The sequence below is a fragment of the Mucilaginibacter sp. P4_E8 genome (assembly GCF_056401495.1).
The window spans coordinates 1-18,014 of the sequence record NZ_JBFUJG010000028.1 but is presented as its reverse complement, the minus strand read 5'-3'; the positions used below and the strand labels follow the sequence as shown (position 1 = coordinate 18,014).

The window sequence follows — 18,014 nt, the reverse complement described above, 5'->3', positions numbered from 1 at the left end:
ATATCTTCCTATTCTAAAACCTTTTTTGTTATCTTAATAGTTCTTTCTTCTTGTTACTGCTATCATATTACTTTGAATTTTAATAATTCAGTTAAATATTAAATAGAATTAATCATGGAAAGAGTAATCGTTCAATTCAACATTCCTGGCATGACTGCTAAAATGTATGACCAGGTGTGGGCAGAACTGCAAAGAGCAGGTCAATCAAACCCAATGGGACTTCACCACCATGTAGGTGCACAACAAGGCAATAACTGGCTGGTGGTTGATGTTTGGGAATCGGAAGAAGCATTTAACAAATTTAGCGAAACCTTAATGCCAATTTTAAGGAAAGCTGGTGTTGCTGTTGACCAGTCTAAGCCCATGATAACGCAGTTGTATAATGAATATGAAGGTGCAGTAGTAACTCACTATTAAATGGTTTCACCATTCTGAATTCCGGGGCTGTTTCTCATCAACATCTAAAGGCTTTAGAACTCTTTAGATGTTGATGTCAGTCCGCAGTGAGCGTAATTCATATACAACCCTACCCCATCAATTCCTTCATCAGCTTATCAAACGCTTCCTTCATTTCGGCAAGGTCCTGCTCCAGTTTGGCTACACGGGCTTCTAAGCCGCTACTTGATCTACTGCTGGTTTCTTCGGTGTAATCATCATCAACTATGTCAGGAATACCGCCTAATAAATGAGCATATCTCACTTCTTTTTGTCCGGGGCGTTTGGGGAGCTGAACCACATAGGGCATAGTAGGGTCAGCCAGTTTCTCGAGCATCTCCTGTACTTCTTCTATCGATTCAAATTCATACAACCTGCCCGAGTTGGTATTCAGCTCTCCTGGAGTTTGCGGCCCTCTTAATATCAGCAGGCAAATTAATGCCACTTCAGCAGGTATCACCGGGAAAACAATGGCAAAATTGTGTTTATACTTTATATTACGGATAGATCCACCGGTTGCGGTCGAGATCAGTCCTCTTCTTTTTAGTGTATTTAATGCTTCGGTAACAGTGCCCTCATCATAGCTAACCACCGGCTTGCGCGACGTTTTTTGATTACATGCCGCCGTTAAACCGTTCAGGGTCATTGGATAATAATCAGGCGTAGTTTTACTTTTTTCCATTAAGGAACCAAGTACACGCAGTTCGGTGGCATCAAGTTCGGGTAAAGTTTGCGGTGAATCCATGGCTAAATATAAGCAGCTTTTTATAGCCTCAAAATATTAGCGATTATTTTTAAACACTTCATATTAATGAATGGTAAAATTTGGCTTAAATCCGTTACTTTGTATTTACATGTCTTTATTCATTACATCACTAAATTCGGGGAGTAATGGCAATTGCTATTACATAGGGAACGAGCGGGAGGCTATATTGGTTGATGCAGGCATTTCATGCCGTGAAACTGAAAAACGCATGGCCAGGCTGGGCTTATCCATGCAAAAGGTGAAAGCCATATTTGTATCGCACGAGCATTCTGATCATATTCGTGGTATACCTGTACTGGCAAAAAAGTTTAAACTACCGGTATATATAACGCCGGGAACGTTGCTCCATTTAGGCAACAGCCTGAATATGGAGCTTGTTCATCATTTGAGGGAGTTCGAAACCGTGAACATTGGCGAGCTGCAAGTTACCTCCTTCCCCAAAGCTCATGATGCCGCCGAGCCGCATAGTTTTATGGTGAGCTGCCGCGATGTTAATGTAGGTGTATTTACAGATATAGGCGTGGTTTGTGATCAACTGATCCGATATTTTAGTCAGTGCCATGCCGCGTTCCTGGAAGCTAACTATGATGATGAAATGCTGGATAAGGGAGGTTACCCCTATCATCTGAAAAGACGGATTCGTGGCGGTAAAGGCCACTTATCAAACAAACAGGCGCTGGCTTTATTCATGACGCATAAACCACCGCACATGACCCACCTGCTGCTGTCACATCTTTCGCACAACAACAATAACCCAAAACTGGTAGAGGATCTGTTTGTAGCTTGTGATAGCGGCATTAATATTGTCGTGGCTTCGCGCTTTGAGGAAACGCCGGTTTATCACATTGGCCATACCGATAAAACCTATGCCTATGCCGGGCAGTTGGATCTTGGATTTAACTCATAGAAAGTATCAAGTAGTTAGTATCACGTATCAAGACTAACGAATTAAATTATAGTATCAAGTAGCGAGTATCAAGTATCAAGACTAACAAATACTTAATTTTTTTAAAGAGTGCTTGCCCTAAAAAATACTTGATACTAACTACTTGATACTCCCCCGGCTCTATCCTGCATAAACATAGTGCTCAGCATGGCATATAGCTCCGGGTGTTTGTGTTTTAGCTCATCGGGTTTCTGGAAAAAGTACTCGGCTGCTACAGCGAAGAACTCTGCCTCATTGGTAATAGCGTATGGGTTTATATCAGATTTACCCTCTTCAATTTGATGTATCTCCTGGTGTATCATTTTGAGCCAGGGCATAACATAATCGTGCGCAAGCAAATTTACGGGGATGCCGTCAGTTGCTCCGTCCGATTTATCCAGCAAGTGAACAAATTCATGTATGGCAGTATTTTCCTTACCCGCCGACCGGGAGAATCCTTTGATAAGTGCAGCCCGCGACAGGATCATCTGCCCATTCATATAACCCGTTCCTACCATACCCAAAATGCTTCGGTTTTCCCCTTCAAACTGAAACTCGCTATCAAAAGTATCCGGATATAATATCACGTTGGTCAAGTTCCTGTATCTCCAATCCTTAAATCCAAATATGGGGATAACCGCGCTCGATGCGATCATTACCCGGTCTATATCTTCAACTACGGTACCTACCCCTTCAATAGTTATTCCCAATAAAAACTCAGCAATTTTTTGTTCGAACAAAATTTTAGACGAGTTATCCAGGGCTTGATAAAATGGAATTTGCTGTGTTAAAAGGGATTTATAAACAGTACCCGAAGCCCTTATATTTACTTTTTTCTTATGCTTGTTGCTCAAAAAATAAAATCCGCAAACCGCAATTATACTTAACAAAATGATGGCTAAAATCATGATAATTCAAATATCGGCATTAAATAAAATAAATCAGCAGCATAACCAAAGCCGCTATCAGGGTGTTTAAAAAGTTCACGGCATTGTTGCTTATGTAACCACGCCTTTCCAGCGTTGCACCTAATACCGAATCAACTAAATTACCCACCGTTCCAGCAATAATAATACTGATCAGGGTAGTACTCCAGCCAAAGCCTATGGCATAAACTATGGCTACGATCATGCTCCCGCCGATGCCTATTAAAGTACCCTCTAAACTAACTACGCCATCAAGTCCCCGCTTATCCGGTTTCCATGTGATGATATTAAAAAACCGCCGACCGTAAACCGTGCCTAATTCTGAGGATAACGTATCGGCCGTTGCTGAGGCAAAACTGGCAGCCATCATGAGTACCCATAAATTTATATATAAAGGGAATAATAAAACCAATATTCCCGCTATAACACCAACCCCGGCATTAGCCAAAACCTGTCCGGCTGTGCGTCCGCTTTTATGTTCTTCTTTGTTCGTAAAACTTTGCTTTTTATGGCGCTGCCACGATGTGGCTGCCGAACCTAAAATAAAAAAAGTGGTCATCATGGCTATACCGGTATAACCAGCTCCCGCAAAAACAAAACAAGCCACAGCAGCACCGGTTATTGCAGCTATAACGGTCAATTTTTTGGCAGATATACTGTACGCAATACCTGAAATTAAAATAAGGATCAGTAAACCGTAATGTGCCAGCATAATTTAAGGTGCAATGTCCAAAGGTATTTATTGTACGCATATTAATTAAATTAAGCCATCAATTCATACTTTTGGGCCCAGCATGAAAGATATATTAGGCCAGGCCATACATGATCATTATTATAAAAACCCAAAGCATAAGTTGTGGATCAATAATCAGTACGGCCCAAAAGAAGAAATGCCTATTGACATCTACTTTCGCGAGGAAGATGATATGCCTGATATAGAATGGCTGGCCTTAAATGAGTGCCGAGGCGAAGTACTGGACATTGGCGCCGGTGCCGGTGGTCATTCCCTGTTGTTACAGGAACGAGGCCTTGATATTACAGCGTTGGAAATATCTGCCCTGGCTGTTGATGTGATGAAGGTCCGTGGGGTTAATAAAGTGATCACCGCGGATATATTTGAATATCAACAGCAAAAATACGATACCTTGTTAATGCTCATGAACGGGATAGGCCTTACCGGCACATTGCTTAACCTCAAAGTGTTTTTACAGCACACCAAACAACTGCTTAACCAGGGCGGGCAAATACTATTCGATTCATCAGATATAGCTTATTTATACGAGGGTAAACTGCCTGATAACGGTCAATATTATGGCGAGATCCTATACCAGTATCAATATAATCAGCAAAAAACGGACTGGTTCCCGTGGTTATATGTTGATGAAAAAACACTTACTACAATTGTTGATGCCGCAGGTTATGACATGGAAGTTTTACTGGAGGATGAATATAAGCAGTACCTGGTACGTTTAACGCTTAAATAAGCTGACAAATCATTAGCATTTCATAGATAGTGCAAATGATGTTATGTTTTTATGCCATTATAATAGCATTGTTCACCTGAAATATAAATACATTTAAGATGACATTTGATACCTCATCTACACTATGAAAAAAGCTATTGATCATATACTGGAAGCTCGCGAGAAAAGAATAACCGACGAAGATGTTGTAAGGCAGCCGCTGCCACATCAAAATTTTCGGTTTGCAAATCCGTTCATCGTTTTACATCATATGGGGCCGGTTACGATAAAGCCGGGGCAATCATCCAGGATAAACCCACATCCGCATCGCGGTTTTAGTCCTTATACTTTCATGCTGCAGGGCGAAGGTTACCACCGGGATAATGCGGGTAATGACGAGATTGTTAAGGCTGGCGGCGTACAATGGATGTTTGCCGGCCGGGGTATTTTGCATAGTGAGGGCCCAACAGATGAATTGTTAAAACACGGCGGTACACAGGAACTTATACAGCTTTGGATAAACGCCCCTAAAGCCAATAAATGGGATGAACCTTTTTACCAGGCAGCCACCAAAGATCAATTACCATCGGTACTACCAGGCGATGGCCTGAATTTCAGGTTAGCCAGCGGCGATTATGAAGGAAAAACGGGACCTATAAAAAACTTTACCCCTGTAATATCCATAGTGGGTGAAATAGCTGCGGGAAAAACAGCAAATTTTACCGCCAAACCGGGTTACTGGACCTTATTATATATTATACATGGCGATGTGGTAGTGAACGATGAGACCATATCCCCTCATCACCTGATCGTGTTCAGTAAGGAAAATGAGGACATTGTAATAACCGCTACTACTGATGCGCAGGTACTGTTCCTGTCGGCCGAGCCTATTGAAGAACCTGTTGCTGCTAAAGATAATTTTGTAATGAACTCGCCCGAAGAAAACGAACAGGCCATTGCAGATTATAAAAACGGCCTGTTCGGGAGTTTGAGCTTTTAGTTTGAGTTATTCGCTTCTTAAGCTTTTAACTGGATTGGCTACTGCCGCTTTCACCGCCTGAAAGCTTATAGTTACAAAGGCAATGAGTATAGCGATGGTGCCTGCAAACAAGAAAACCTGCCAGCCAATAGTTGTTCTGTAAGCAAAATCCTGCAGCCATTTATGCATTGTGTACCAGGCAACAGGCATGGCAATTACGATGGCTATAAGTACCAGTTTTATAAAATCCTTAGCCAAAAGCCCGATAATGCCGTTTACAGTAGCCCCCAATACTTTACGAACACCGATTTCGCGGGTACGAACCTGTGCGGTGTAGGCTGCTAATCCTAATAAACCTAAACATGATATCAGGATAGCAATGGTTGCAAAATAGCTAAACAGAGTTCCTTCGCGTTGCTCAGTTTGATACATTTTATTAAATATGTTGTCCAGAAAATTATATACAAACGGATATTCGCCATTGTATTGTTTAAACTGAGTTTCAGCCGCTCTTATGGCCTTCTGTGCGTCCTTGCCCGTAGTTTTAATATATATGGTACTAAAGTTTTTGGGGGAATACCAAAACACTGCCGGTGCTATTTTTTCTTTCATGGATGCGTAGTGAAAATCTTTTACCACACCAATGATAGTCCCATTGATATTATTCATTTTGAACCGCTTGCCTATAGGATTTTTAATACCGGCCTCCTTAATGGCGGTTTCGTTTAAAATAAAATGTGCGGTATCTATTATCGCACCTGTAAAAGGTGCGCCCTGTACTAATTTCATTTTAAAAAATGAGATCAGGTCTTTATCTATCACTATGGGATGTACAATGAGGTTTTGCTTAATATCCTTGCCGTCCCAGTTAACATTTCCGGTAAAACCGCCAAACCTAACTATGTTTTGATTGGATCGGGTTACATTTAACACACCTGGTTGTTTCATTAATTCGGCCTTTACCGCGTCATAATGATCGCCTATGTCACGCATCCAAAAGGTTAATACATTTGTTTTATCATAGCCCAGATTCTTTTTACGAATGTAATTAAGCTGACTAGTAATAACTATGGTGCCGATTATGAGTATTACCGAAAATACAAATTGTGTAACTACCAATACCTTCCGGAACATTACATCACCTACCCCTGCTGTTATCTTACCCTTTAATGCTTTCAATGGCTCAAACGACGACAACAACAAAGCAGGATAGATACTTGAAGCGATCAGTGTACCCGCTACGGCCGAAAGCAGGATGAACCAGACATGGTAATTAGCCAGGTTAAACACCATTTGTTTACCTGTTAACTGGTTAAATGCAGGCATTAATGTAAATATCAGGCCCAGTGCCAAAACAGCGGCCAATAAAAAGAGTAAAGCCGTTTCAACAATAAATTGCATGAACAATTGCATTTTTCCTGCGCCAATTATTTTGCGCATACTGATCTCTTTTGACCGCAGCATGGAACGGGCAGTTGAAAGGTTTACATAATTGATGCAGGCTATTACCAATATCAACAGGGCAATAATGATAAATATCCTTACGGTTGAGATCCCTTTATCGGTAAGATCGGCGTTGTATAAATGCATTTTCGATAGCGGTAATAACAGGTATTCCGCATCAGTATCATCGGGTTTATGGTTAAGGTGGATCTGCCTTATTTGAGTAGTAAGTTTTTTTAATGGGCTGCCCGGTTTAAGCAGTAAATAAGTTTCATAGTTAAAAAAACTAAAATTGTTGTTAATATCCGTATTACCGGCCAGCATTGCTTTAATATGAAAACTCATGGGCATGATCATATCATAATTCATGCTGGAGTTTTTAGGAAAATCGGTTATTACACCACTAACAATAAAATCAGTCTTATTATCTGCACGGATCACCTTACCAATTGGGTCCTGATCGCCGAAGAATTTCTCTGCAGTTTTTTGAGTGATGATAACTGAATTGTCGTCAGTAAAGGGTTTTACCGTATTCCCTTTTATCAAAGGAAAATCAAACACTGAAAAAAACGAGGGGTCAGCAAAAATTACGTTTTCATCGCCAAATACTTTATCCTGGTATTTATATAACGAATAATTATAATTACCCGTTATACGTACCGCATCTTTTACCTCAGGCAGTTGCTGCTTGGCCATTGGGCCTATGGGGGCCACTCCAATGGAATAAATTTGCCTGCTGGTACCTGTGCCGCCAAAAAGTTCAAGCCTGTAAATGCTGGGAGCCTGCTTATGAAAAGTGTCAAAACTAAACTCATCCTGTACCCATAGCAATATCAATATCCCAATGGCCAACCCTACAGTTAAACCTGTTATGTTAATTATAGAATAGAACTTATTCTTCAGGAGGTTTCTCCAGGCTGTTTTAATATAATTTTTTAACATGACTTTATAGCTTTGCAGATTTTGAATGCGCAGATATACAGATGATACCTATAAGATGATCAAATTAATCCATTAACTATGGCTATTATTTTGCCTTACGGATATAAATATTGCCGTTCATATTTTTCATGAGTATTTCGGGACCACCACCATCAATTTTACCGTATACCCAGTCGTCAATTTTTAAGTTATACATACCAGCTTTATTGCTGCGACTAACCGCTGGCTTTTGCTGGTTAGTAACTACATCAAAATCGGTATAAATATCGCCACGATCTGATTTTAGCTTAACATTGGCTTTTAGCGTAGCAGGAAAGGTTACGTCAACATTACCATTCAGTGTTGAAAATGCCATGGCCGCCTTAGTGTCAATGGTTTTAAATGATACTTTCACCTCTCCATTAACTGTGTTGGCCACTACCGAGCCTGAAACATTAGTTAGTTTTATAGAACCATTCACATTAGTGATCTCCAGAACGCCATTCACATTGCTGGCATTAATGTTCCCATTGTTTACGGTTGAAAGTTTTAGCGTAACCCCATTTTGTGGCACTTTGATAGTCAGATTGATATTCTTATTACCGGCGCTGCTATGAATATTAACCTGGTTGTTATTCTCTTCGGCTGTTATATCCAGGTTATTAGCCGGGGCTAAACGCCTCATGCCATTGGTCTCTTTTACGCGCCCGCTCTTTTCTTCGCCCGATTGTGCATCTACAATTACATCCTTCCCTTCGTAGCTCACTAATGTAATTGATCCGTTAATGAGGTGCGCGTACAATTTATAGGGCTTACCCGGGTCGCTTAACGGAACTACCAACTGTTCAGACGTGTTACCCTGCGCCCATGTACGCGTACTGAGCAACAAAGCCAGCATCAATATTCCAGCAATTTTTATTGTTTTTATCTTTTTCATGTTGTTAGCTTTTATTGTTGTTTTTTAATATAAATATTCCCGTTAAGGGTTTCAAATTTGAATGTTTTACCACCCGCTCCAATCCTTACGTCTGAATTTTTGCTGAGTTTATAAACAGTACCATTACTGCTTTTTGATTGCGTTTTGATCACTTTGCCGGGCATTACCTCCGCATTAGGAAAATCTGTAAAAAACTGACCGTTCATACTTTTAAATTCCAGATCCGCAGCTAAACTCGCGGGATAGGTAATTTTAACTTCTCCGTTTATGGTTCTGTACGATGAAGCATCTGATGGGATCTTTAGATAATTGGCCGTTACCGCGCCGTTAACCGTATGCGCATCTGTGGTACTCTTCGCGTTAACAATATCAATGGGGCCATTTACATTGTTTACCTTTAATACTCCATAAACATCTTTAACCGTGATATGACCATTGTTTACTGTGGAAACCTTCAAATCCATATTGAATGGCACTTTCACTGTAAACTCCAGGTTGTACTGGTAATGAATCTCCCTATCGTCCCTCCCCCTATTCCAGTTATGGCGGGGTCTTGAATCGTAGGGTTCAGCAATGTAGGCCATTACTGTGTCCTGTTTCTGATCAAAGGCAAGCTTAAATTCCTTTTTCCCCTGTTCTAGTGTTGCCTGGTCATCGGCAGAAATAGTTTCATCGATCTCCATGATAACCTTATCGCCGGAATAACCCTCTACGTTAATGGATCCGCTGATGTTGTAAATAGCTACCACACCTTTTTGTAGTGTAAATTGTTTACTAACGTGCTGTTTAAATTCCTGGGCTGAGGCCGAAATTTGGGCAAAGCACAGCCCGGCTCCCGCCAAAACGGGGATCAGTAATCTTTTCATATGTTGTTTTTTTAAATGAGTTGGGTTATGGTTTCTTTGATCTTTTCACGTACACCATGGTCAAGGTCTTTTTGTTTTAATAGTTCTTTAAATGAGCCTACCGAACGTTTTTCCTGTAACTTCAGCATCACATCGGCGATAGCCGATTGCAGCAAGGGCGAATCCTGCTGTACAATAGACTGTATCAGCCCTTCCCTTACTTCGGGATGATTGGCTAAATGTGCCAGGGCATCAAGCGTGCTCAGCCTCACATTCACATTAGGATCATTATTTAAAGTAGCCAGTAATGCATCAATAACCTGCTTATCAGCGCTTTTTATCTCGCTGGTATAACTTACCCCCCTGATCCGCTCTGAAGCCGATGGATTTTCGAGTAGGGCCAGCATCATGGTTTGCCTTAATTCATGCACCTGCGTAGTAAGCGCTTGTAACTGTTGTGCCTGCTTATCATTACGGCTGTTATGAAAAACCCAAAATCCGCAACCAAAACTCACCAGTATAACTATAATGCTATAAGCAAGGGGCCATCTTGGCTGCAATTGCCACAGCCTGTTCCAGCTATCGTTGATCTTATCCGCCAAACTCCTGTTTTCTGTTACCGATGCCGCGTAAGTATCCAGCATCGCCTGAAACCGTACCTTAACATGTTCCGATGGTTCAGGCGCCTTTAATTCACCCAGTTGGTTCCATATATTTTTCATCACAGCCAATTCCTGCTGGCAGGCATCACAGCCGGCAATATGTTCTTCCAACTCCCCTTGTTCGGCAGTTGTTAGCTGCTTATTCATATAATCTGTAAACAGATCCTGGTATTGCTCACATTTCATCATATTTCTGTTTAGCGTTTCATTTTTAAATAAACACCCTTTAGCTCTTGCATGGCCCGGTGTACCCTTACCTTAACCGCACCTTCGGTAATTTGCAGTATTTGTGCTATTTCCTGGTGTTTAAGTTCCTGCAGTCTGCTCATGATCAACACTTCCCTATAATCGCTGCTCAAATTCCCCATAGCTCCATAAAGCTCTGTACGGGTTTGTTTTGTTTCCAGCTGCTCATCTGCCGAAATACCACCCGCAAGCTTATCTGCAAACGCTTCTACATCATAGTGCAGCGCTTGTTGCGGTTTCTTTTTAAAGCTGTCCTTTAACACATTACGGGCTATCTGGTACATCCAGGCTACAAACTCACCATCGCCGGTAAAGGTGTTGCGATATTTGAGCATCTTGTAAAAAACGGTTTGTACCATATCCTCGCTTCCTTCCCTGTTATATGTCATGTGAAACAGAAAGCCATACAAAGGCCGGTGATGCCGTTCAAAAAGCAACCCCATTTTTTCCAGATCTCCGGTTTTTACCCGGTGCATAATGGCATTATCAGTTAGCGTATTCAAACAGGTTTAGTGTTTTAATTTATACTGGAGACTTCAGTAAAATAAAATGGTTACAGGAAATTTAAAAAAAATTATAACAGTACAAATTTGCCCGTTACTGGTATTTCCCCGAATGAAGATACGATAAAAAAGAAGGCCATCATTTAGCAATGCTGGCCTTTCTTTTTGTGATAAGGGTAGGTTAAAGTTTTTTTCGTCCGATTTTCCGTTTTAATTAAAACAATCCGGGCATCAATTTATGGAATCAAGCACCATGCTGCCCATGAGCTTTGAATTTTTATTATAGGTTTCTGACTTTACAAAGCGACCAAGTTTTGGGGCAAACCATTCGGCCACTTTCATACGCACGGGTATACCTATTCCCATCATTTTCATTTTCATGGTGGCATCATAAGTGATGCGATAACAATCAAAACTACCGGCATTGGTACTAACTGTTTCGGCTTTATCAACCAGGCGGTTAGTTATATCCATCTGTATTTGTGACATGGATTGCCCGTTATTACTGATATCGATAGTGACTGCCCCGTCATCCAGCTTTTGACCGGCACTAAGATTAAGCGGATAAGCCAGGTACTTGGCATCGCCAGTCATTTGCATATTGCTGAATTGTTTCATGGATGAAGCAGGTACAAAGGCTTTCATATCAATTTTAATAGCGTCGCCATTACATATCATTTCAGAATCGCCGCCTCCTATTGATTTTTCATTTTTATCAAAAACCTCGCTATGAACGCTTACCGTATTAGCATCTTTTTTTGTTGCGGTGTATATTAGTTTTCCCTGAGAATTTCCCTTAGCATCCTGATTTAAATAAATAAGCTTTTTACCATTTACGGTACCTATAAACTGGTTGCAATTTTGCGCACTGGCAAACAGAGCGCCTCCTAATAATATCAGGAGAGTAATGATCTTTTTCATGCGAAGTTTACAATTTACAAGTAAATTTCGCCTTAAAATCAATCAATTACAATAGTACAAACACGTTATTCGCATTCGGCTTTTACGCATGTTTGCCATGAGTAATTTAAATAAACAATTGTTATTAATTATTGATGGCTACGGATTTCATTACCTGATCAAGTGCCAGCTGCCAGTTAAATTTTTCCTTCACCGGGCTTTGCTGTATAGCATTTACATAGCTCGGGTTAAAATAAGCAGCAAGTGAAAGCGTGCTGATACCATTTACGGGCTCAAATAGTGTACCTGCTTCATAGCCCTTTTCGTGATTGGCGGCCCTTGCTTTATCAAAGGCTACCTTGCTGTTTACAAATTCGGCATGTGTTTTCTCACCGGTAACAAATGGCACCAAAAAGTCAACTGATTTTTGTATGGATGATCCATTAGCCGACTCATAGCCGAAATATTTTTTCCCTGTAGCACGATATATTGCCATACAGGTTTTTAACAGTGGCTCAAGGGTATACGTATGGTAATGAAAGGCATCCCGCTCCTTAAAATCAAAGCTGGTTCCATCGGCATACAAATCAACATCAATCTGTTTTTCAAGCAGTGGATAAATAGGCTCAGTATACCTGTCATTATGCAAAGTAAAGGCCGTTAGTGTCATCACTTTAATACGGTGCGAATTCCAGTTGTTAAACCCTGTAGTTTTACCTGGTTTTGCCGATGGACTGTTAAGTTCGGCATTATAAATACTGGTTAACCAGGCATCTATCTCATTCCGGGCATCAGATGAAACCTCATTCCTGATAAGGTCATATCCGGTTATAAAGTCATCCAGTTTACTTTCATTGATGGGGTCGCCGTTGGGTTTATTGATTTTTGCCCAGACTTGCAGGTAATCCTGCGCTTTTTGTAAGTGCTGTTTTTGGCCATATAATTTATAAAGCAAGGCCAACGCGTATATTTTATCCCCGTCATGCAGGGCCTTTAAGCTCGCGGTTTTTGCAGGGTTCCCGGCCAGTACCCCTTGTGATACGATGGTTTCTATTGGATCCGGCTGCTCGTCCATGGCATTTTCAGCAGTTTGCCTATAAGGCTCAAATGCTTTTTTAACCTCGTCTTTACTTTCAATATTATTTTTTAAGGTGTTGATTTCGGTATCGGTTAAACTTACATACTGTGCCCTGGCATTCAAAAATGAAATAATGAACCCCGCCAGCAATAATATTTTTTTCATAGCTGATCTTAAAAACGGTTAATTACAGGCTGCCCTTTGTATAAGTGTTGTTTGCGCAACAAAGCCTCCAGGTAATAATAATCTGCATAAATTATTGGCGCATCTATCTCGGTACCCGCCGGTTTGTGTCCGGTGCTGTGCAGTAACAAAAAGCCTTTACTCCCACCGGCCTGTGCCTGGTAATGTTTACTCAGGGTTGCAACTATCTTATCGGCTGTTGAGCGATAGTCTTTGGCATTTTTACTATAAGTGCTCAATTCATATAAAGCCGAAGCAGCTATTGCTGCTGCCGAAACATCACGCGGCACTTTGGGAATGGCAGGGTCGTTATAATCCCAATATGGCACCAGATCAGCCGGTAAATTAGGGTTGCTGAAAATAAATTTGGCAATGTTTTCTGCCTGCTGCAAATAAACTTTGTTATGGGTTTCGCGGTAGCACATGGTATAACCATATAAACCCCATGCCTGCCCACGCGCCCATGCTGATTCATCGGCATAGCCCTGGTGGGTTTGCTTATGTAGTACCTTGCCGGTTTCAGGATCATAATCAATTACATGATATGAACTATAATCGGCCCTGAAATGGTTTTTCATGGCTGTATTGGCATGCGCAACTGCAATTTTATAATAAGTTGAATCGCCGGTTAATCGGGTAGCTTCAAAAAGCAGCTCCAGATTAAGCATATTATCAATAATTACCGGAAACTTCCATTGTTTACGGTTATCCCATGATTTAATAGACCCCACCACGGGGTTAAAACGTGTTGAGAGCGTTTTAGCAGCTTCAATAATAACCTCTTTATAATGCGGATCCTTTGTTAAACGATAGCCATTACCTACGCTGTTATATACCTTAAAGCCCATATCATGGGTAATACCATTGGTTTTTTCAACCTCAATATTAGCGGTGAATTTTTTGGCCAGATCCATCCATGCTTTGTTTTTTGAATACTCATATAAAAACCACAGTTCACCAGGAAAAAAGCCGCTGCACCAGTCTTTTGAAGGTACCATTACAAATTTTCCATCGGCATTTAAAGTACGGGGGGATGCTAATGCTGAATTGCCCGGATCAATTTTAGCACTGTCAACCTCCTTAAGCATTAGTACAGTTTGTTTTTCGGCAAATGAAAAAGCCTGGGCTACATCAGTTTGTGAAAAGGCTTTTATGGCCGATAAATTCAGCAAAAAAAAAGCAATGAAATAATTGGTTCTCATAGTTTATACATGAAGTTCATGATCAGTTTTAGTACCTTAAAATTTAGGGGAAGTTAAAGGCCCTGATGGTTAGTTCAATATTACGATGTATTAGCACCAAATTAAAAGTATACCCGGTTAATTTTTACGAAAACGTTTGAGTTGGTTATTTTATCTGTAAAACAATAAGATTTAAAATCAGCCAAAAAGTATTATTATATTTCAAAAACAGGTTTAAATAGCATTATGATTCGAAGTTTTTTATCTATTTTTATGAAAAACCGGCTTGTGCTGTTATTTATTTTGTTGATTTGCCGGTGAAGAGCCAATTATGAATTTTAATGCCATTACTATAAGGGACATTGCCAAAGAATTACATCTATCCGTATCAACAGTGTCCAAAGCGTTGAGAGATAGTTATGAGATTAGCGAAAAGACCAAGAAGTTGGTACTGGAGTATGCTCAGGAAAACAATTACCGGCCTAATCCTATGGCACAAAGTCTCAAAAGGGGGCATAGCAAATCTATCGGTATTGTAGTTTCAAGTATCGACAATCAATTTTTTTCCCAGGTAATTAACGGTATGGAATCAGAGGCGTATAGCCAGGGCTATAACGTGATCATTACGCAAAGTCATGAGTCATATGATCTGGAGGTACAAAATGTAGGCCACCTGATACATCGTGCCATTGATGGGCTTTTAATTTCAATATCCACAGAAACCAATAATGTAGAACATCTTAGAAAACTGCAAAATCAGGGTTTACCCATTGTTTTTTTCGACCGTGTAAGTAATGAAATTGAAACCCATAAGGTTATTGTTGACAATGCTAAAGGAGCATTTGAAGCCACCATGCATTTACTTGATTCGGGTTTCAAACATATTGCACATATTACCAGTTCCGTGAGCTCGTCAGTTACCTATGAAAGGTTATCTGGCTATAAGCAGGCACTTAGCGAAAGCGGATTGGAGATAGATGAGCGATATATTAAATATTGTCATCATGGTGGAAAGGACCTGGATGAAATTCAGCAAGCTATTGATGAACTGCTATTGTTAGATATAAAACCGGATGCTATAGTTACGGCCTCTGACAGGATCACCACTTCTACTTTAACTTTATTACATAAACTAAACGTAAAAATACCTCAGGATATAGCTTTAGTTGGCTTTACCAATACCGTATTGGCCGATGTTTTAAATCCGTCATTAACCTCGGTACATCAACCCGCTTTTGAAATTGGCAGAAAAGCTACCGAAATGCTTTTGAGCATTATTAACAGCAAGCGCCCCGTTACCGAATTTGAAAACGTGGTTTTACCCACTGAGTTATTTATCCGTAATTCTTCATTAAAATCAATAAAAGCATAACTAACAGCTATTGAATTGTGCTATATTAAGTTAATATACCGAAGCCGCCGCAACGTTTATTACCTCCCGAAAACGATTGCGTAAATAAACAACCTAAAGTTTAATGGCTAATTATTTTTAGTATATACTTTTGATCGTACCCCTTTCATTAGAAATCCAATTACACTTATCAGGAATTTATTGCACCTATGAGAAGATCAGTATTACTATTTTTAATTTTTATTTGTATTTCGTACAGCTTTAGTTACGCTCAGAAAAAAACAAGGCTTACCAATAACTGGGAATTTTTAAAACAAGATATTGGTGGCGTATGGGAAGCCGTTCGCCCGGTTACCCCTGGTAACCCTGAAAGTGTACCGGTTTGGCAAAAGGTAATCCTTCCACATTGCTTTAATGCCCGTGACGCGGTTGATCCTGATGTAAACTATTATCAAGGCCCCGGCTGGTACCGTACCCAGCTCGATATTCAAAACCCATACGCTAACGGACAAACCTTACTGCATTTTGAGGGGGCCGGGCAAAAAACAGAGGTATATGTATATACCACTAAAGTGGGCGCCCATCTGGGCGGGTACGATGAGTGGACGGTTGACATTACCAAAGCAGTAGAGGATTTCAAAAAAACAGATGCATACCAGAAACGGTTTAAAGGACGTATACCAATTGAGGTCAGGTGTGATAACTCCCGCGATCTGGAAACCATTCCTTCACAATTATCTGATTTTAATGTTTATGGCGGCCTTTACCGGTACCTGAACCTTGTGTATGTGCCTTCATTTTCCATAGATAAAATATTTGCTGCCACCCAAACGGACAAAGAAGGCAAACAGGGGCAGCTTCAAATTAAAGCAAGGTTTTATAACCCTGCTAATAGCCCTACTGCCGAAGGTTCCATTAAGCTTACTGACCCACAAGGCAAGGTTGTTACCCAAAAAACTTATAAGCTGAACAGTATAGCCGGGGATGCTGCCATCGGCGATTTTCAGGTTAAAAAGCCTAAGCTATGGTCGCCGGGAAGCCCGGCTTTGTACACGGTGGAGGTGTCGGTTAAATCAGGCGATCGGGTTTATGTACAAACAGAAAAAGTGGGCTTTCGCAATTATGAATTTGCTGATAACGGACCTTTTTACCTTAATGGCAAACGCTTGCTATTACGCGGTACGCACCGCCATGAGGATCAGGCCGGTGTAGCCGAGGCCATGACCGACAGCATGATGCGCCAGGAAATGCAAATGATGAAAGACATGGGCGTCAACTTCATCAGACTGGGCCATTATCAGCAATCCAGAACCATATTGAATTTATGCGATAGCCTGGGCATTTTGGTTTGGGAAGAAGAACCATGGTGTCGTGGTGGCTTGGGTGGTGAAATTTATCAAAATGAGGCCAAACAAATGATGACCAACATGATTGAGCAACATTACAATCATCCGGCTATCATTTTATGGGGTTTGGGTAATGAGAACGACTGGGAGGGCGATTTCCCGGTATTTGATAAAGAAAAGATAAGAACGTTCATGAAAGCGCAGAACGATCTTGCTCATCAGCTTGATCCATCGCGCAAAACAACCATCAGGCGTTGTGATTTTTGTAAAGATATACCTGATGTGTACTCACCATCCATCTGGGCGGGTTGGTACCGTGGCTTATATACTGAGTACAAACAGACCAGCGAAGATGAATTTAAGAAAGTAAAACACTTTTTTCATGCCGAATGGGGCGGCGACAGCCATGCCCTGCGTCACTCCGAAAACCCGGATAAAGCACTTAGTTTGATAAAAACCGGTAGCGGTACCGATGAACGCCTGGGAGATGCTTCATTATATGGAGGCGCGGCCCGTGCATCAAAAGACGGCGACTGGAGCGAAAGCTATATCTGTAACCTGTTCGACTGGCACCTGAAAGAACAGGAAAACATGCCCTGGTTAACAGGCGCGGCCTTTTGGATCTTTAAAGATTTCTCAACCCCTATCCGCCCGGATAACCCTATCCCCTACATGAACCAAAAGGGCGTGGTAGAACGTGATCTTACTCCAAAGGAATCCTATTACGTATTTCAATCCTACTGGACAGATAAGCCGATGGCCCATATTTACGGACACACGTGGCCTGTTCGCTGGGGCGATGCAGGTGAGCAAAAGATGGTTAAAGTATACTCCAACTGTGATAATGCCGAGCTTTTTGTGAACGGTAAAAGTTATGGTACAAAAAAACGCAACAGCCAGGATTTCCCGGCTGCAGGATTACGC

Annotated in this window: 17 protein-coding genes; 6 read left to right on the top strand and 11 right to left on the bottom strand. The window is 41.0% G+C overall.

What is annotated here, in order from left to right; all coding sequences use genetic code 11:
- Positions 1–114 precede the first annotated feature (114 nt).
- On the top strand, positions 115–417 hold the full coding sequence (locus tag AC1DRQ_RS13220) for a hypothetical protein (RefSeq protein ID WP_429401146.1): 303 nt from the start codon (positions 115–117) through the stop codon (positions 415–417).
- A gap of 109 nt (positions 418–526) precedes the next feature.
- On the opposite strand, the gene AC1DRQ_RS13215 is transcribed toward AC1DRQ_RS13220, so the two are convergent.
- On the bottom strand, positions 527–1,180 hold the full coding sequence (locus AC1DRQ_RS13215; protein WP_477425045.1) for a YceH family protein: 654 nt from the start codon (positions 1,178–1,180) through the stop codon (positions 527–529).
- Positions 1,181–1,289: 109 nt separating this feature from the next.
- Here AC1DRQ_RS13215 and AC1DRQ_RS13210 point away from each other — a divergent pair, with 109 nt between their 5' ends.
- Positions 1,290–2,108, top strand: coding sequence for an MBL fold metallo-hydrolase (locus AC1DRQ_RS13210; RefSeq protein WP_477425043.1), 819 nt, complete (start codon positions 1,290–1,292; stop codon positions 2,106–2,108).
- A 134-nt stretch (positions 2,109–2,242) separates the two neighbouring features.
- Here AC1DRQ_RS13210 and AC1DRQ_RS13205 read toward each other — a convergent pair whose 3' ends face one another.
- Positions 2,243–3,034, bottom strand: a complete 792-nt coding sequence (locus tag AC1DRQ_RS13205) for a M90 family metallopeptidase (RefSeq protein ID WP_477425041.1) — start codon at positions 3,032–3,034, stop codon at positions 2,243–2,245.
- 19 nt (positions 3,035–3,053) lie between these two features.
- Positions 3,054–3,764, bottom strand: a complete 711-nt coding sequence (locus tag AC1DRQ_RS13200) for a DUF92 domain-containing protein (protein WP_477425040.1) — start codon at positions 3,762–3,764, stop codon at positions 3,054–3,056.
- Between the two features lie 82 nt (positions 3,765–3,846).
- On the opposite strand from AC1DRQ_RS13200, the gene AC1DRQ_RS13195 reads away from it, so the two are divergent.
- Together AC1DRQ_RS13195 and AC1DRQ_RS13190 are read left to right on the top strand one after the other, a co-directional pair.
- Positions 3,847–4,536, top strand: coding sequence for a class I SAM-dependent methyltransferase (locus tag AC1DRQ_RS13195; RefSeq protein WP_477425038.1), 690 nt, complete (start codon positions 3,847–3,849; stop codon positions 4,534–4,536).
- 124 nt (positions 4,537–4,660) lie between these two features.
- Positions 4,661–5,515 carry a pirin family protein gene (locus AC1DRQ_RS13190; RefSeq protein WP_477425036.1) on the top strand — a complete coding sequence of 285 codons (855 nt, stop codon included), beginning with the start codon at positions 4,661–4,663 and terminating at the stop codon, positions 5,513–5,515.
- Between the two features lie 6 nt (positions 5,516–5,521).
- On the opposite strand, the gene AC1DRQ_RS13185 is transcribed toward AC1DRQ_RS13190, so the two are convergent.
- From AC1DRQ_RS13185 to AC1DRQ_RS13150, 8 genes are all read right to left on the bottom strand, one after another.
- Positions 5,522–7,879, bottom strand: coding sequence for an ABC transporter permease (locus tag AC1DRQ_RS13185; RefSeq protein WP_477425034.1), 2,358 nt, complete (start codon positions 7,877–7,879; stop codon positions 5,522–5,524).
- Positions 7,880–7,964: 85 nt separating this feature from the next.
- A complete protein-coding gene (locus AC1DRQ_RS13180) occupies positions 7,965–8,795 on the bottom strand; it encodes a DUF4097 family beta strand repeat-containing protein (RefSeq protein ID WP_477425033.1) in 831 nt (276 codons plus the stop codon).
- A gap of 11 nt (positions 8,796–8,806) precedes the next feature.
- Complete coding sequence (locus tag AC1DRQ_RS13175) at positions 8,807–9,661, bottom strand: DUF4097 family beta strand repeat-containing protein (RefSeq protein ID WP_477425031.1); 855 nt, start codon at positions 9,659–9,661, stop codon at positions 8,807–8,809.
- Positions 9,662–9,672: 11 nt separating this feature from the next.
- Positions 9,673–10,491 carry a zf-HC2 domain-containing protein gene (locus tag AC1DRQ_RS13170; RefSeq protein ID WP_477425029.1) on the bottom strand — a complete coding sequence of 273 codons (819 nt, stop codon included), beginning with the start codon at positions 10,489–10,491 and terminating at the stop codon, positions 9,673–9,675.
- An 8-nt stretch (positions 10,492–10,499) separates the two neighbouring features.
- On the bottom strand, positions 10,500–11,051 hold the full coding sequence (locus AC1DRQ_RS13165; RefSeq protein WP_477425027.1) for an RNA polymerase sigma factor: 552 nt from the start codon (positions 11,049–11,051) through the stop codon (positions 10,500–10,502).
- 231 nt (positions 11,052–11,282) lie between these two features.
- The gene (locus AC1DRQ_RS13160; RefSeq protein ID WP_477425025.1) at positions 11,283–11,972 is read right to left on the bottom strand and encodes a TapB family protein; all 690 of its coding nucleotides are present in this window, start codon (positions 11,970–11,972) and stop codon (positions 11,283–11,285) included.
- Positions 11,973–12,096: 124 nt separating this feature from the next.
- Positions 12,097–13,194, bottom strand: coding sequence for an alginate lyase family protein (locus AC1DRQ_RS13155; protein ID WP_477425023.1), 1,098 nt, complete (start codon positions 13,192–13,194; stop codon positions 12,097–12,099).
- Positions 13,195–13,202: 8 nt separating this feature from the next.
- Positions 13,203–14,414 (bottom strand): glycoside hydrolase family 88 protein, encoded by a 1,212-nt coding sequence (locus tag AC1DRQ_RS13150; RefSeq protein WP_477425021.1) that lies wholly within the window; start codon positions 14,412–14,414, stop codon positions 13,203–13,205.
- Positions 14,415–14,724: 310 nt separating this feature from the next.
- Between AC1DRQ_RS13150 and AC1DRQ_RS13145 the strand changes: the two genes are divergently transcribed.
- Positions 14,725–15,765, top strand: coding sequence for a LacI family DNA-binding transcriptional regulator (locus tag AC1DRQ_RS13145; protein WP_477425019.1), 1,041 nt, complete (start codon positions 14,725–14,727; stop codon positions 15,763–15,765).
- Between the two features lie 188 nt (positions 15,766–15,953).
- Positions 15,954–18,014, top strand: a 2,061-nt coding sequence (locus AC1DRQ_RS13140; RefSeq protein ID WP_477425017.1) for a glycoside hydrolase family 2 protein, incomplete at its 3' end; no start/stop codon positions are given.

What these genes read in the sequence shown, in the direction of transcription:
- AC1DRQ_RS13175 (WP_477425031.1), bottom strand. Translation starts at nt 9,661, where the DNA reads ATGAAAAGATTACTGATCCCCGTTTTGGCGGGAGCCGGGCTGTGCTTT.
- AC1DRQ_RS13205 (WP_477425041.1), bottom strand. Translation starts at nt 3,034, where the DNA reads ATGATTTTAGCCATCATTTTGTTAAGTATAATTGCGGTTTGCGGATTT.
- AC1DRQ_RS13155 (WP_477425023.1), bottom strand. Translation starts at nt 13,194, where the DNA reads ATGAAAAAAATATTATTGCTGGCGGGGTTCATTATTTCATTTTTGAAT.
- AC1DRQ_RS13145 (WP_477425019.1), top strand. Translation starts at nt 14,725, where the DNA reads ATGAATTTTAATGCCATTACTATAAGGGACATTGCCAAAGAATTACAT.
- AC1DRQ_RS13170 (WP_477425029.1), bottom strand. Translation starts at nt 10,491, where the DNA reads ATGATGAAATGTGAGCAATACCAGGATCTGTTTACAGATTATATGAAT.
- AC1DRQ_RS13215 (WP_477425045.1), bottom strand. Translation starts at nt 1,180, where the DNA reads ATGGATTCACCGCAAACTTTACCCGAACTTGATGCCACCGAACTGCGT.
- AC1DRQ_RS13190 (WP_477425036.1), top strand. Translation starts at nt 4,661, where the DNA reads ATGAAAAAAGCTATTGATCATATACTGGAAGCTCGCGAGAAAAGAATA.
- AC1DRQ_RS13180 (WP_477425033.1), bottom strand. Translation starts at nt 8,795, where the DNA reads ATGAAAAAGATAAAAACAATAAAAATTGCTGGAATATTGATGCTGGCT.
- AC1DRQ_RS13210 (WP_477425043.1), top strand. Translation starts at nt 1,290, where the DNA reads ATGTCTTTATTCATTACATCACTAAATTCGGGGAGTAATGGCAATTGC.
- AC1DRQ_RS13200 (WP_477425040.1), bottom strand. Translation starts at nt 3,764, where the DNA reads ATGCTGGCACATTACGGTTTACTGATCCTTATTTTAATTTCAGGTATT.
- AC1DRQ_RS13185 (WP_477425034.1), bottom strand. Translation starts at nt 7,879, where the DNA reads ATGTTAAAAAATTATATTAAAACAGCCTGGAGAAACCTCCTGAAGAAT.
- AC1DRQ_RS13160 (WP_477425025.1), bottom strand. Translation starts at nt 11,972, where the DNA reads ATGAAAAAGATCATTACTCTCCTGATATTATTAGGAGGCGCTCTGTTT.
- AC1DRQ_RS13195 (WP_477425038.1), top strand. Translation starts at nt 3,847, where the DNA reads ATGAAAGATATATTAGGCCAGGCCATACATGATCATTATTATAAAAAC.
- AC1DRQ_RS13150 (WP_477425021.1), bottom strand. Translation starts at nt 14,414, where the DNA reads ATGAGAACCAATTATTTCATTGCTTTTTTTTTGCTGAATTTATCGGCC.
- AC1DRQ_RS13220 (WP_429401146.1), top strand. Translation starts at nt 115, where the DNA reads ATGGAAAGAGTAATCGTTCAATTCAACATTCCTGGCATGACTGCTAAA.